Raw genomic sequence first — 13,319 nt, 5'->3', positions numbered from 1 at the left:
CTCAGCCCGCTTTTTGTGGGTCCATTCGTGCGACGTTGCACTTTCTGATACTGATTGCCCGACAGCGGGTGACCGGGGGCTGGTTCTTTTCTTGCTTGCTGCGCGTGTGGCGGGCCTCCAACTTGCAAGGTCCATGATATGAGCGGCGTGAAAACATTGACGGTGTCCGAAGATGAGGGCGAGCAGCGGCTGGACAAGTGGTTCAAGCGGCGCTTTCCGCAACTGACGCAAGGCCATGTCGAAAAGATGTGCCGCACCGGGCAGATCCGGGTGGATGGAGCGCGGGCGAAAGCCGCCGACCGGGTGGCACCGGGTCAGACCATTCGCGTGCCGCCCTTGCCCGACACCGAAGCGCCCAGTCGTCCGGCTGAGGGGCGGGTGAATGCGGCGGACGCCAAGATGATCCAGAACGCGGTTTTGTGGAAAGATGAGCATATCATCATCCTCAACAAGCCCGCCGGTCTGCCGTCGCAGGGTGGGTCGGGGCAGGGTGACCGGCATGTCGATGGATTGGCCGAAGCGCTGAAATTCGGCTACAAGGAAAAGCCCAAGCTGGTCCACCGGCTGGACAAGGATACCTCGGGCCTGTTGATGCTGGCGCGTACCGACCGGGTGGCGCGCGCGTTGTCCGAAGCCTTGCGCCATCGCAACACGCGCAAGATCTACTGGGCGCTGGTGGCAGGCGTCCCGCATCCGCGTCAGGGGTCGATCAAATACGGGCTGATGAAAGCGCCGGGCCATGGGCGCGGTGGCGAAGGCGAAAAGATGATCTGCATCCATCCAGCCAAAATGGGTGATTTTCCCGACGCCAAGCGCGCACACACCGACTATTTCACGCTGTGGTTCCTTGGCACCCGGATGTCGTGGATGGCAATGGAGCCGGTGACGGGCCGCACGCACCAGTTGCGCGCACATCTTGCCGAATTGGGCCACCCTATCATCGGGGATGGAAAGTACGGCACCTCTGCGCAGGAAAACATGGGCGATGGCTGGGGGGCGCAGGCAGGGGGCGAGATGTCGAAAAAGATGCATCTGCACGCCCGCAGTCTGTCGGTTCAGCACCCGATCACCAAGGAAATGATGACCTTTACCGCCCCCTTGCCCGAACATATGGCTCGGACCTGGAAGCTTCTGGACTGGAATGAAAAGGACGTGCCCGCTGACCCGTTTGAGGGGCTGCGGTGAGCGCTTGGGCGGCCAAGCGGTTCTGGCAGGCGGCCTCCGCGGAACCCTGTGATGGTGGCTTTACCGTCCGTCTTGATGCGCGGCCCGTAAAGACCCCGGCCAAGCAACCGCTGGTTCTGCCCAGCCTTGCCATGGCGCAGGCCGTCGCCACTGAATGGGATGCACAGCATGGCCTGATCAAGCCGGACACCATGCCGCTGACGCGTGCCGCCAATTCCGCCATCGACAAGGTTGCCCCGCAGTTTGACGGCGTGGTGGGCGAGATTGCCAATTATGGCACCACCGACCTGTTGTGCTATCGCGCCACCGATCCGCAACCGCTGATCGACCGTCAGGCCGCAGGCTGGGGCCCGCTTCTGGACTGGGCGCGCGATGCGTTGGGCGCTCCGCTGGCTGTCACTTATGGCGTGATTCCCATTTCGCAGCCAGCAGCCAGCCTTGCCCGTCTGCGCGACCATGTAGCAGGGCACAGCCCGTTTCATCTGGCGGCGCTGCATGACCTAGTGGCGATTTCCGGATCGCTCGTTCTGGGTCTTGCCGTTGCCCACCAAAGGCTGACGGGTGATCAGGCTTTTGGTCTGAGCCGAATCGATGAGAAATGGCAGAGCGAGCTTTGGGGCGAAGACGAGGATGCCGCCGCGCTGGAGGCGTTGCGGCAGGAGGCTTTCCTGACCGCAGAGCGATTCTATACTTTGTGCGGGTAACAATCCTGCCCAAATGACGGGCGCGACGACGCCATCTTGCCCGATGCCGCTTTGAAACCGCCTGAATGCAAAGAATTTAGGCAAATTCCCGCGACACGCTTGACCTTTCAAACCGCTTCGGAGGAAACTAGCTCCACTGGGAGAGGCTCACCTCCACTAGTTCCGTCCCCGTCCGCCCATCAACCGGCCTCGGGGCATATAAAAACGTCGGCCCAAGGCCGACTACTCAGGATGAGGTAAGAATGAAACAATCCGTATTCCTCGGCACCCTCGCCGCAGCCACCCTTTTCGCAGGTGTGGCAATGGCGCAGGGCACCTCGACGCTTGATACCGTCAAGGCCCGTGGCGAACTGAACTGCGGCGTCAATACCGGTCTGGTCGGCTTTGCCGCTCCGGATGCAAGCGGTAACTGGCAGGGCTTTGATGTAGCTGTTTGTAAAGCCGTCGCCGCTGCAATCTTCGGCGATGCGTCGAAAGTGGTCTATATCCCGACCACCTCGTCGGACCGGTTTGAACAGCTGACTTCGGGCAAGATCGACTTTCTTGTCCGCAACACCACTTGGACCTTCTCGCGCGATACGGATCTGAAAATGGATTTCGTTGGCGTGAACTACTATGACGGTCAGGGCTTCATGGTTCGCAAGGATCTGGGCGTGTCTTCCGCAAAAGAGCTGAACGGCGCAACGATCTGTATCCAGACCGGCACCACCACTGAACTGAACCTGGCTGACTACTTCAAAGCCAACAATATGGCTTACACAGCGGTTCCGATCGAAACCAACGCTGAAGGCGAACAGCAGTATCTGGCTGGTGCCTGCGATGCTTACACCACCGATGCATCGGGCCTTGCAGCCACCCGCGCTGCTTTTGCAGACCCTGATAACCACATCATCCTGCCTGAAATCATCTCCAAAGAACCGCTTGGGCCTGCCGTGCGTCATGGTGACAGCGCTTGGGGTGACGTGATTCGCTGGACGATGAACGCGCTGGTTGCTGCCGAAGAGTTCGGCATCACTTCGGCCAACATCGACGAACTGGCAACATCGTCCCAGAATCCAGAAGTTCAGCGTTTGCTGGGCAGTTCGGACAACTTGGGGGCGATGATCGGTCTTGACGTCGAATGGGCGAAAAACGCGATCAAGGCCAGCGGCAACTATGGCGAGATCTTTGCGGCAACCATCGGCGAGTCGACTCCGATCGGTCTGGCGCGTGGTCTGAACGCACAGTGGACCCAAGGCGGTCTGCTCTACACCCCGCCGTTCCGTTGATCGACTGACAATCAAGGGCGCGCTTTCATGGCGCGCCCTTTCTAACAGTGAGAACAGGGTTATCCGCAGCGTCGGGGGGCAGCCCCCAAACACAAGGGCAAAGCCCAGGGGCGTGCGGACTTCAGGGGAAAATAAATGGCCGTAGTCACGGAAGAACCGAAAGCCAGCTTTCGGCTCGGGATGCTCATATACGACACCCGCTATCGCTCCATCACCATTCAGATCGTTGTGCTCATGCTTGTCATGTTGGGGGCCGCTTGGCTGATAGACAACCTTTTGCGCAATCTTGATGCGCTGGGCCGGGGCATCTCGTTCGGATTTTTGTGGAACCGTGCGGGCTACGATATCAACCAGACGCTTGTAGAATACACCAATGACAGCAGCCACGCCCGCGCAACCTTGGTTGGTCTGCTCAACACGCTGCTGATTGCCTTTTTGGGCTGTATCGCGGCAACGGTTGTTGGGGTGATCGCAGGGGTTCTGCGCCTGTCTAACAACTGGGTGATTGCCCGATTGATGACGGTTTATGTGGAGATATTCCGCAACATCCCACTTTTGCTGTGGATTTTGATGGTCTATACCGTGTTCACCGAGGCATTGCCTGCGCCAAATGCGTTCCGTGGTGAAAACCCGGCGGCGTCGATGGTCCTGTTCGACACGGTGGCTTTTACCAACCGCTACACTGCTGTTCCGTGGCTGGTGTTTGACAATTCGATGGGCTGGCTGTCCTTGGGGCCGATCTGGCTGAACCTTGACCTTGCGCTGATCGTTGCCGCGCTGGTCGGTGGCTTCCTGATCAACCGCACGATCCTGCGTCGTGCGACCCGCATTCAAGAGGCCACCGGCCTTCGGCCCACCACATGGTGGCAGTCGATTCTTGCGCTGTTCGGTCCGATCATTCTGGTCTTCCTGTTCCTTGGCACCCATCTTGATAACCCCAGCTTGCAAGGCTTTAACTTCACCGGCGGATTGCAGGTGTCGAACTCGCTCGTGGCGCTGTGGCTTGCCCTGACGCTCTACACGGCGGCCTTCATCGCCGAAATCGTCCGCGCCGGGATCAACGCCATCTCTCGCGGGCAATCCGAGGCGGCCTTTGCCCTTGGCCTGCGCCCTGGTCGCACGATGAACCTGATCATTTTGCCACAGGCGCTTCGGGTCATCATTCCGCCGCTGATCTCGCAATACCTGAACCTGACCAAGAACTCGTCGCTTGCCATCGCCGTCGGTTACATGGACCTGCGCGGCACGCTAGGTGGCATCACGCTGAATCAGACGGGGCGCGGGCTAGAGGCGATGATGCTTCTGATGCTGATTTACCTGATCATCAGTTTGCTGATTTCATCGGCGATGAACGTCTACAACAATTCCGTCAAGCTGAAGGAGCGCTGAGATGAACACCAGCACAAGCACCTTCGTGCGCACCGAAATGCTGCCCCAGCAAACACCTCCAATCACCGAGGCAGGGGCTGTGAAATGGGTGCGCGAGAACCTGTTCTCGTCCGTCCTGAACGGCATTCTGACCGTTCTGGGTGTCGCGGTTGTCGTCTACATCACTCTGCAGATAGCACCTTGGCTCTCCCGCTCGGTCTGGGTTGCCAGCAGTCTGTCCGAATGCCGTCAGATCATCGCTGATCGGTATGGTGAAGGCGCTACCGGCGCCTGCTGGGCGGTTATCCGCGAACGTTGGCCGCAGTATCTGTTCGGCTTCTACCCGTCGCATCTGTATTGGCGCCCGGTTCTGACCTTTGCACTGCTCTGCGTCGCTGTTGCTCCAGTGTTGTTTGATAAGTTGCCACGCCAGATGCTCTGGTTCTCGCTGGTTTACCCCGCTGTCGGCTTCTGGCTTTTGTGGGGCGGGTCGGTCTGGGTGCCCGTGATGGCGCTCGCAGGTTTTGCCATCGGCTATGCCGCTGCAAAGATCGTGCAACCCCTTGCAGGCACCATCGTCGCCACCATCGCCGCCGTTTTGGCTCCGGTCCTGTGGTGGTTGTTCCTTGCTGGCCCTGCTGCTGACGCGATGCAATCCATCCTGCCGATTGCGCTCCAAGGTGTGCGATCACGTGAATTTGGCGGCTTTGTCCTTGCCTTCACAATTGGCTTTACCGGCATTGCCTTTTCGCTGCCCTTGGGCGTGATGCTTGCGCTTGGCCGTCAGTCCGACATGTTCATCGTCAACAAACTGTCGGTCGGGTTTATCGAGTTCATCCGGGGCGTGCCGCTGATCACCCTGCTGTTCACGGCCTCATTGTTGCTCAACTACTTCCTGCCGCCGGGCACCGATTTTGACATCATCCTGCGTGTCATCATCATGGTGGTGCTGTTCGCGGCCGCCTATATCGCCGAAGTGGTGCGCGGCGGTCTCGCCGCCCTGCCACGCGGCCAATATGAAGCGGCGGATGCGCTTGGCCTTGATTACTGGAAGGCGCAACGCCTGATCATCATGCCGCAGGCGCTGAAAATATCGATACCCGGCATCGTGTCCACCTTTATCGGCCTTTTCAAAGACACCACGCTGGTGGTCTTCGTCGGCCTGCTGGACCCGCTAAAAGGCATCACAGACGCCGTCCGCGCCTCCACCGACTGGAAGGGGATCTATTGGGAACCTTACATCTTTGTCGGCGCTATCTTCTTTCTCTTCTGCTTCGCCATGTCGCGGTACTCGATGTATCTCGAAGGCAAGCTGAAAACCGATCATCGCTAAGGGAGCCGGAAACATGTCCGAAGCCATCGCCCGCGAAATTGACCACAGCCATATGCAGGTCAGCGACGAAGTTGCTATCCAGATCACCCAGATGAACAAGTGGTATGGCACATTCCACGTTCTGCGTGACATCAACATGACCGTTAACCGGGGGGAACGGATCGTGATCTGCGGCCCGTCCGGTTCGGGTAAATCCACCCTTATCCGCTGCATCAACCGGCTGGAAGAACACCAGCAGGGTCAGATCATCGTTGACGGCACCGAACTGACCTCAGACCTGAAAAACATCGACAAGGTCCGGTCCGAGGTCGGGATGGTGTTTCAGCATTTCAACCTGTTCCCGCATCTAACCATTCTTGAAAATCTGACGCTCGCGCCGATCTGGGTCCGCAAGACCCCGCGCAAAGAAGCCGAGGAAGTTGCGATGCACTATCTGCGCAAGGTGAAAATCCCGGAACAGGCAAACAAATACCCCGGCCAGTTGTCAGGCGGCCAGCAACAGCGCGTGGCCATTGCGCGGTCTTTGTGCATGAAGCCTCGCATCATGTTGTTTGACGAACCCACATCGGCACTCGACCCCGAGATGATCAAAGAGGTGCTCGACACCATGATCGAACTGGCGGAGGAGGGCATGACCATGCTCTGCGTCACCCACGAAATGGGCTTCGCCCAAGCCGTGGCAAACCGGGTTATCTTCATGGACCAGGGCCAGATCGTGGAACAAAACGCGCCGAAAGAGTTCTTCAACAACCCGCAGAGCGAGCGGACAAAGCTGTTCCTGTCGCAGATTCTGGGGCATTGAAGGGAACAGACAAGACGACAAAAGAGGCCCCATGGGGCCTCTTTTTTGCAAAAAGATGCTTGGCATGATCGGCTATGTCACTGTCGGTGCTGATGACCTCGCGCGCGCAAAGCGGTTTTACTCTGCTTTCCTGCCAGTCCTTGACTACTCGCTGAAGGAAGGCCCAGAGGGTCTAAGCTACGCGTTAGCGTCAGAGCCGGGACAACAAACCGCTCTGCCTGATTTCTACGTCAAGCCGACCTTTGATGGGCGTCCGGCGTCGGCAGGGAACGGCACCATGATCGCGTTCGACGTTCGCAGTCAAACCCAAGTTCATTTACTCCACGCAGCCGCGCTTGCTGCAGGCGGATCTGATGAGGGTCAGCCCGGATTTCGTGACGCGTATGGGCCTCACTTTTACGTAGGCTACCTTCGCGACCCTCAGGGCAACAAAATTGCCTTGTTTTCCAACGACCCAAACGAACCGAGCCGCGACGACAAACGGGCTAACAAGGGCGGTTAAAACCCGGCGCCGCAGAGCGGAAGTTCCGTGGGTTTGCCCTCAGTGCGCCCTTGGCCAATGGTTGAGTCCAAAGCGCAGAGATCAGCCTGTCTGGCCGCCTTCCGGCGGTGCTTACTCCCCGGTCTTATCCGCCGCCTTGGCCTTCATCCGCTCCAGAAGTTCTTCCTTGCTGGGGCGCAGGTTTGGCGTTTTGGTCGGCGCTTTGGCCTTCAGTTCCTTGCCCGGCTTGGCGCTGGGGTCTTTCTGGCGGCCCTGATCCTTGCTCAGTTTCGGGTTGCCTGATTTTGCGTAATCCATGGCCTGTCGCCTTATCCTATATCCTGATCATGCGTCATGCCCGAAACCGGGGCCAACCGCAAGGATTGCCCCTTTGGAGGCAATCGTCAAGATTTGACAAGAGCCACGCCATCAAACGATTGATTGCGCGTGGTTTTGCACCTTGTATCGCGGGGGGAACGTCAGGCCATGATCTCACGCGGAACGATGAAATCATCCACAACACCCTGCCCAAACCCAACATCGGCCCAAGAGTCGGCGGTAAAATCCACCACCAGCGTCGCTCCGGTCGGATAACGCGTGAACTCTGGGTTGACGGGGGTATGTGCCACCAGCCGGGCCGCAAATTCCGCAATGCCGGGGTTATGCCCGACCATCATGACTGTGTCAGCCGTAGCATGCCGCAGCACTGCCAGCATCACGTCCGGCCCGGCATGATAAAGCGAAGGCTTCAGCTCCAGCACCGGCGTCGCTGGCAGGGCGGGGGCGATCCCGGCCCATGTCTTGCGGGTCCGCAGCGCGTCAGAACACAGCACTTGCCCCGGCACATACCCCCGGCTTGCCAGCCATTGCCCCAGATCCGCCGCCGCTGCCCGGCCCCGCTCGTTCAGCGGACGGTCGTGGTCCGGCGTCAAAGGATCATCCCAGCTCGATTTTGCATGTCGCGTCAAGATCAGGCGCTTCATTCCCACTCCCCCCAAATACGGGCGGTTACCCCGCCCTGTGGAATCGGCCCATGTGGTAGGCCGACTGTTCTGCAAGTCTTGCATAGCCTTGGGACACCGGGCAAGCGCGGCGAACCTGACAGCCAGCCCCAAGGCAGTCTGCGCCCTCGGGCAAGTCAAGAAGCTGATGGCACGCGCCAACATCATAACGCGCGCCTGTCAGCGCCCCGACGGGGCAGGCCGAGAGGCAGGGGGCCACGCATGTCTCACAGGGCTTTGATGCGGCAGGGAACTCCAGCACCTCCCGCAGGATCAGCGCACCCCGAATGCTGACCATCAACCCTTGGGTGTCGTGAACCAGCAATTTGACCGGGCTGTCCCATATCCGGCCCGTCCGCAGTGCCCAGCCGTAAAACGGATGATACGGCGGCCCGCCAAAGGGAAAGCGCGCCTTTCCCCCAAGATCGCAGGCCAGCCGCCCGATCACTCGCCGCGACCAACTGTCCACTGGATCTGGCCCACCCCATTCCGGCTGTGCTTTTAAATGCGGCCAGAACCCCGGCTCGCTTGGCCCCAGCAGCACCAGACAGTGCGCCCAGTCCGGAAACTCCGGCTCTCCGGCGCAATCAAACCCGCCCAGAACCTCCAGACAGTTCGGCTCCAGCAGCTTGTTCAGACGGTCAAGACTAAGCTCTGGCATTTGCTGCTTTCCAAATACTCCCGCCGGAGGCGTCTTCGAAAGCCCCCAGAGCGCCCTTCTGATCAGCGCCGCACCGACGGTTTCACCCGTGGTTCGGTTGATCGGATCTGGCTGCCTGCGCCATGGTCGGTGAACAGCTCCAGCAAACAGGCATTGGGAATGCGCCCATCCAGAATCGTCACCGCCCGTGTGCCTTGTTCGATCGCCAGCAATGCGGTTTCGGTCTTGGGAATCATTCCCCCCGAAATAATGCCATCTGCCGTCATCTGCCGGATTTCGTCGGGGGTGATTTGGGTCATCACCTCGCCATTGGCGTTTTTTACACCCGCAACATCGGTCAAAAGCAGAAGTCGGTCTGCCTGCAACGCCCCTGCGATGGCCCCCGCTGCGGTGTCGCCGTTGACGTTGAATGTCTCGTTATCTGCCATACCGGTGCCGACGGGCGCGATCACGGGAATGATTCCAGCGGCATAGAGGTCTCGCAGCACCTGCACGTTCATCTCGACCGGACGACCGACAAAGCCAAGCTCCGGGTCATCGGCCTCGCAGACCATCAGGTCGTCGTCCTTGCCCGAGATGCCAACCGCCCGCCCGCCCGCATCCATGATTGCCTGCACGATGCGCTTGTTGACCAGACCGGACAGGATCATCTCAACCACTTGCACGGTGGCCTTGTCGGTCACCCGTTTGCCGCGCACAAATTCGCTTTTGATCCCCAGCTTGTTTAGCATGTCGTTGATCATCGGCCCGCCGCCATGCACGACAACCGGGTTCACCCCGACTTGGCGCATCAAGACGATGTCGCGGGCAAACTCCGCCATGGCGGCATCGTCCCCCATGGCGTTGCCGCCAAACTTTACCACCACGACCGAGTCGGCGTAGCGTTGCAGATAGGGCAGGGCTTCGGACAACATCTTGGCGGTGTTCAGGGCATCTTGCATGGTCAGGGTCTGCTGTTTCATGAGGGCCTCCGGCGTTGGTAGGGTGGTAGCGCCTTTGGTCGGGTCTGCCAAGCGGTGTGTCCGAGCTTGTCTTTCCGACGCGTAAGCGTAGGGTTTGCCCGATCCAAGGAGGCATCAATGACTGACCAGAAAACCATTGTCCTGACAGGTGCTTCGCGGGGGATCGGTCATGCCACGGTCAAGCGGTTTTCAGCCGAGGGCTGGCGCGTGCTGACCTGTTCGCGCCAGCCCTTCGATCCTCGCTGCCCATGGCCCGGCGGAGAGGAAAACCATATTCAGATTGATCTGGCAGATCCCACCAAGACCATCGCCGCGATCGAGACTATCAAGCAAAAGATAGGCGGCCGTCTGGATGCGCTGGTCAACAATGCCGGGATCAGTCCGAAGGGCCCTGATGGTGCGCGGCTCAGCACACTTGATACCGATTTGCGGACATGGGGTCAGGTGTTTCATGTCAATTTCTTCTCAAGTGTCATCATGGCTCGCGGGTTGAAGGATGAGTTGGCGGCGGCCAAAGGGTCTGTGGTTAACGTGACCTCAATCGCCGGGGTGCGGGTGCATCCCTTTGCGGGTGCGGCTTATGCTACGTCCAAGGCGGCGCTTGCGGCGCTGACGCGCGAGATGGCGCATGATTTCGGCCCCCTGGGTGTCCGGGTCAACGCGATTGCGCCGGGTGAAGTGGAAACCGCAATCCTGTCGCCCGGAACCGATAAGATAGTGGAAAAGTTGCCAATGCAGCGGTTGGGCCAGCCCAAGGAAGTGGCCGATGTGATCTGGTTCCTGTGCTCGGACCAGTCGAGCTATATTTCCGGGGCCGAGATTGAGGTAAACGGCGCGCAGCACGTCTGACGCGCCGCCCGTGTCCGGCGCAGACAGTAGGAAAGCTTGACGCGCGCCCGCCTTGGTCGCATATCCGCCTGACCCTGCGGAGGCCCCCATGCTTGACGATGCCGACGACATTCACCCCCTGTTTCACGGCGCGCCCAAGGGGCTGGAGTTTCGCAAGTTGCGCAAGCGGCTGGTGCAACAAGCGCGTGAGGCGATTGACACCTATGGCATGGCCAAGCCCGGCGAACGGTGGCTGGTCTGTCTGTCGGGCGGTAAAGACAGTTACACGCTGCTGGCCGTTTTGCACGAGCTGAAATGGCGTGGCTTGCTGCCGGTGGATATTCTGGCTTGCAACCTCGATCAGGGCCAGCCCGGTTTTCCCGCGACGGTGCTACCCGAGTTTTTGACCCGCATGAGGGTGGAACACCGGATTGAGTATCAGGACACCTATTCGGTGGTGATCGACAAGATCAAACCCGGTGGAACGATGTGTTCGCTTTGTTCGCGGCTACGGCGCGGAAATCTATACCGCATCGCCCGGGAAGAGGGCTGTTCCACGGTCGTTCTGGGGCATCACCGCGATGATATTCTAGAGACGTTTTTCATGAACCTGTTTCATGGCGGGCGTCTGGCCTCGATGCCACCGCGTCTGCTGAACGAGGACGGTGATCTGTTCGTAGCCCGCCCACTGGCTTTCGTGGCCGAGGCCGATTGTGACCGTTTTGCCCGCGTGATGGGTTATCCGATCATTCCCTGCGATCTGTGTGGCTCTCAAGAAGGCTTGCAGCGCGCGCAGGTGAAAAAGCTGCTGGATGACTGGGAGGCACGGGTTCCGGGGCGGCGACAGATCATGTTCCGTTCGCTGATGAACGTGCGCCCGTCGCATCTGGCGGATCCGGCCTTGTTTGACTTTGCAGGGCTGATGCAGAAAATTGGAACAAATGTAGAAAATCCTCTGCAACTTCGGGACGTGGATTAAGCATTCACTCACCTCGCGATTCTAGCGTCACGCAAAGCGGATCAAGTGGCTTGCGGTTTCGGGGGCGTCATGAAGCGGGACAGTTCTATCAGGCCAACGGCCTCGGCCTTGCTTTCGCGTCTGGTCGATGGTGAAGCACTGGTGCTGTTGCCCGCCGTCTCTGTTGCGGCCTTCTGGCTGGGTGGTGAAGTCGCTTTGCTGACACTTGCGATAGCCGCGCCCGTTGCTTTTGCCCTGATCGGATGGGGCAAACGTGTGCGGCGCGCGTCAATCCCTTCCGCAGGCTTGACTGGGTTCGCGACCGAAACGCAGTTGGTGGAAAATCTTGACACGGTTCTGAATGATGTGGCGGTTCATGGCGGCACAACTGCCTGTTTTGTCGTGGTGTTTGATGATCTGGAGATGCTTGCCGACCGGCATGGCCGCCTCGCGCTTGATCGGGTCTTGATGCGCACGGGTGAAAGGTTGGGCGTATCGTTGCGCGCGGGTGATGTCGTGGCGCGTTTGCCAAGCCATGGCTTTGCCATCAGTTTTGCGCCAATCCGGCGGTTTGATCTGGAAAATGCTGTGCAAATGGCCGCGCGCTTGCAGTCATCCGTCTCTGCCCCGCTGCCCGTGGACGATATGACGGTGCATCCCTCTGTTTCGGTTGGGTTTTGTTTGGCTGACCGTGCGCCGGCCTTGCTGGGTGCGTCCTTGCTTGACGCAGCTCGCTGCGCGGCCGATGAGGCGTTGCGTAACGGTCCCTGTGCAATTCGCGCCTATCAGCCAGAGATGTCCCGGCGCCGTGCTGACCGTGCTGAACTGCGCGCAGGGCTGGAGGCTGCGCTGGATTGTGGCCAGATCCGTCCATGGTTTCAGCCACAACTTTCAACAGATACCGGTGAGGTCAGCGGGTTTGAGGCCTTGGCCCGGTGGCATCACCCCGAACGCGGGATCATCGCTCCGTCAGAGTTTCTGCCACTGGTCGAAGACACAGGTCTGTCTGAACGGCTGGGAGAGGTAATTCTGTACGGCGCGTTGTCGGCGCTGACCCGCTGGGACAATGCAGGGCATCGCATCGCCCGCGTTTCAGTGAATTTCTCGGCCAGTGAACTGCGCAATCCCCATCTTCCCTATAAACTGAAATGGGAACTGGATCGCTTTTCCTTGACCCCTGACCGTCTGACCATCGAGGTGCTGGAAACCGTGGTGGCGCGCTCTGATGATGATGTGATCGTGACAAATCTGGCGCAGCTTGCAAAGCTTGGCTGTGGGATTGATCTGGATGATTTTGGCACGGGGCAGGCTTCGATTGTCAACATCCGCCGATTTGCGGTGCGCCGGATCAAGGTTGACCGTTGCTTTGTCATGCGCTGCGATACGGACCCGGATCAAAAGCGCATGGTCGCCGCAATCCTCTCATTGTGTGAACAACTGGGCTTGTCCACAGTTGCGGAAGGTATTGAAACACCCGGCGAACACGCAACCGTGGCCCAACTTGGTTGCGATCATGTCCAAGGGTTCGGCATTGCCCGCCCGATGGCAGTCGAGGAAACCTTCGGTTGGATCGCCCGGCATGAAGCGGGGCGGCAGGGGGCCATCCGCTTTGGTCAGCTGCGCTAGGCGAAGTGCGGTGCCAAAACAGGTCGCTGTGGCAGGGCTGGCAAATTGTCGACGCGGCACAGGTCTTTTCTTGTCAGTAAAGCGGCTGTGGGATCAATACTCGCCCCCAAAGCGGGAAAACCGCTTGACCTTTCCCGCCCCC

At 59.4% G+C, this 13,319-nt stretch carries 14 protein-coding genes; 10 read left to right on the top strand and 4 right to left on the bottom strand.

The features are described from left to right. The first annotated feature begins 138 nt into the window (after positions 1–138). The 7 genes from Q8K08_RS12695 to Q8K08_RS12665 all read left to right on the top strand — a co-directional run bounded on the left by Q8K08_RS12695 (position 139) and on the right by Q8K08_RS12665 (position 7,162). Positions 139–1,185 (top strand): RluA family pseudouridine synthase, encoded by a 1,047-nt coding sequence (locus Q8K08_RS12695; RefSeq protein WP_304804846.1) that lies wholly within the window; start codon positions 139–141, stop codon positions 1,183–1,185. Further along, positions 1,182–1,889 carry an ATP12 family chaperone protein gene (locus tag Q8K08_RS12690; RefSeq protein ID WP_304804848.1) on the top strand — a complete coding sequence of 236 codons (708 nt, stop codon included), beginning with the start codon at positions 1,182–1,184 and terminating at the stop codon, positions 1,887–1,889. Before Q8K08_RS12695 ends, Q8K08_RS12690 begins: the two co-directional genes overlap by 4 nt. A gap of 242 nt (positions 1,890–2,131) precedes the next feature. Next, positions 2,132–3,157, top strand: a complete 1,026-nt coding sequence (locus Q8K08_RS12685; protein ID WP_304804850.1) for an amino acid ABC transporter substrate-binding protein — start codon at positions 2,132–2,134, stop codon at positions 3,155–3,157. Between the two features lie 135 nt (positions 3,158–3,292). Beyond that, entirely contained in the window at positions 3,293–4,546 is a 1,254-nt protein-coding gene (locus Q8K08_RS12680) for an amino acid ABC transporter permease (RefSeq protein ID WP_305250287.1), read from the top strand. 1 nt (position 4,547) lies between these two features. Continuing rightward, a complete protein-coding gene (locus Q8K08_RS12675; RefSeq protein WP_305250286.1) occupies positions 4,548–5,858 on the top strand; it encodes an amino acid ABC transporter permease in 1,311 nt (436 codons plus the stop codon). 13 nt (positions 5,859–5,871) lie between these two features. Beyond that, positions 5,872–6,660 carry an amino acid ABC transporter ATP-binding protein gene (locus Q8K08_RS12670; protein ID WP_304801731.1) on the top strand — a complete coding sequence of 263 codons (789 nt, stop codon included), beginning with the start codon at positions 5,872–5,874 and terminating at the stop codon, positions 6,658–6,660. Between the two features lie 64 nt (positions 6,661–6,724). Next, the gene (locus Q8K08_RS12665) at positions 6,725–7,162 is read left to right on the top strand and encodes a VOC family protein (protein WP_304801688.1); all 438 of its coding nucleotides are present in this window, start codon (positions 6,725–6,727) and stop codon (positions 7,160–7,162) included. A gap of 111 nt (positions 7,163–7,273) precedes the next feature. On the opposite strand, the gene Q8K08_RS12660 is transcribed toward Q8K08_RS12665, so the two are convergent. The 4 genes from Q8K08_RS12660 to argB form a co-directional block, all read right to left on the bottom strand. Further along, on the bottom strand, positions 7,274–7,459 hold the full coding sequence (locus tag Q8K08_RS12660; RefSeq protein WP_304801690.1) for a hypothetical protein: 186 nt from the start codon (positions 7,457–7,459) through the stop codon (positions 7,274–7,276). A gap of 161 nt (positions 7,460–7,620) precedes the next feature. Beyond that, a complete protein-coding gene (locus tag Q8K08_RS12655) occupies positions 7,621–8,124 on the bottom strand; it encodes a histidine phosphatase family protein (protein WP_304801692.1) in 504 nt (167 codons plus the stop codon). 25 nt (positions 8,125–8,149) lie between these two features. Next, the gene (locus Q8K08_RS12650) at positions 8,150–8,803 is read right to left on the bottom strand and encodes a ferredoxin (protein WP_305250285.1); all 654 of its coding nucleotides are present in this window, start codon (positions 8,801–8,803) and stop codon (positions 8,150–8,152) included. A 62-nt stretch (positions 8,804–8,865) separates the two neighbouring features. After that, entirely contained in the window at positions 8,866–9,744 is an 879-nt protein-coding gene (gene argB, locus Q8K08_RS12645; protein WP_370654150.1) for an acetylglutamate kinase, read from the bottom strand. Positions 9,745–9,882: 138 nt separating this feature from the next. Between argB and Q8K08_RS12640 the strand changes: the two genes are divergently transcribed. The 3 genes from Q8K08_RS12640 to Q8K08_RS12630 all read left to right on the top strand — a co-directional run bounded on the left by Q8K08_RS12640 (position 9,883) and on the right by Q8K08_RS12630 (position 13,177). Beyond that, positions 9,883–10,614 carry an SDR family oxidoreductase gene (locus Q8K08_RS12640; RefSeq protein WP_304801699.1) on the top strand — a complete coding sequence of 244 codons (732 nt, stop codon included), beginning with the start codon at positions 9,883–9,885 and terminating at the stop codon, positions 10,612–10,614. An 88-nt stretch (positions 10,615–10,702) separates the two neighbouring features. Next, positions 10,703–11,572 (top strand): tRNA 2-thiocytidine(32) synthetase TtcA, encoded by an 870-nt coding sequence (gene ttcA, locus Q8K08_RS12635; RefSeq protein ID WP_304801701.1) that lies wholly within the window; start codon positions 10,703–10,705, stop codon positions 11,570–11,572. Positions 11,573–11,641: 69 nt separating this feature from the next. After that, positions 11,642–13,177, top strand: coding sequence for a bifunctional diguanylate cyclase/phosphodiesterase (locus Q8K08_RS12630; RefSeq protein WP_305250284.1), 1,536 nt, complete (start codon positions 11,642–11,644; stop codon positions 13,175–13,177). Positions 13,178–13,319: the final 142 nt, after the last annotated feature.

Source organism: Pseudotabrizicola sp. (assembly GCF_030684215.1).
Lineage (GTDB): Bacteria > Pseudomonadota > Alphaproteobacteria > Rhodobacterales > Rhodobacteraceae > Pseudotabrizicola.
This window is presented reverse-complemented; position numbering and strand designations above follow the sequence as displayed.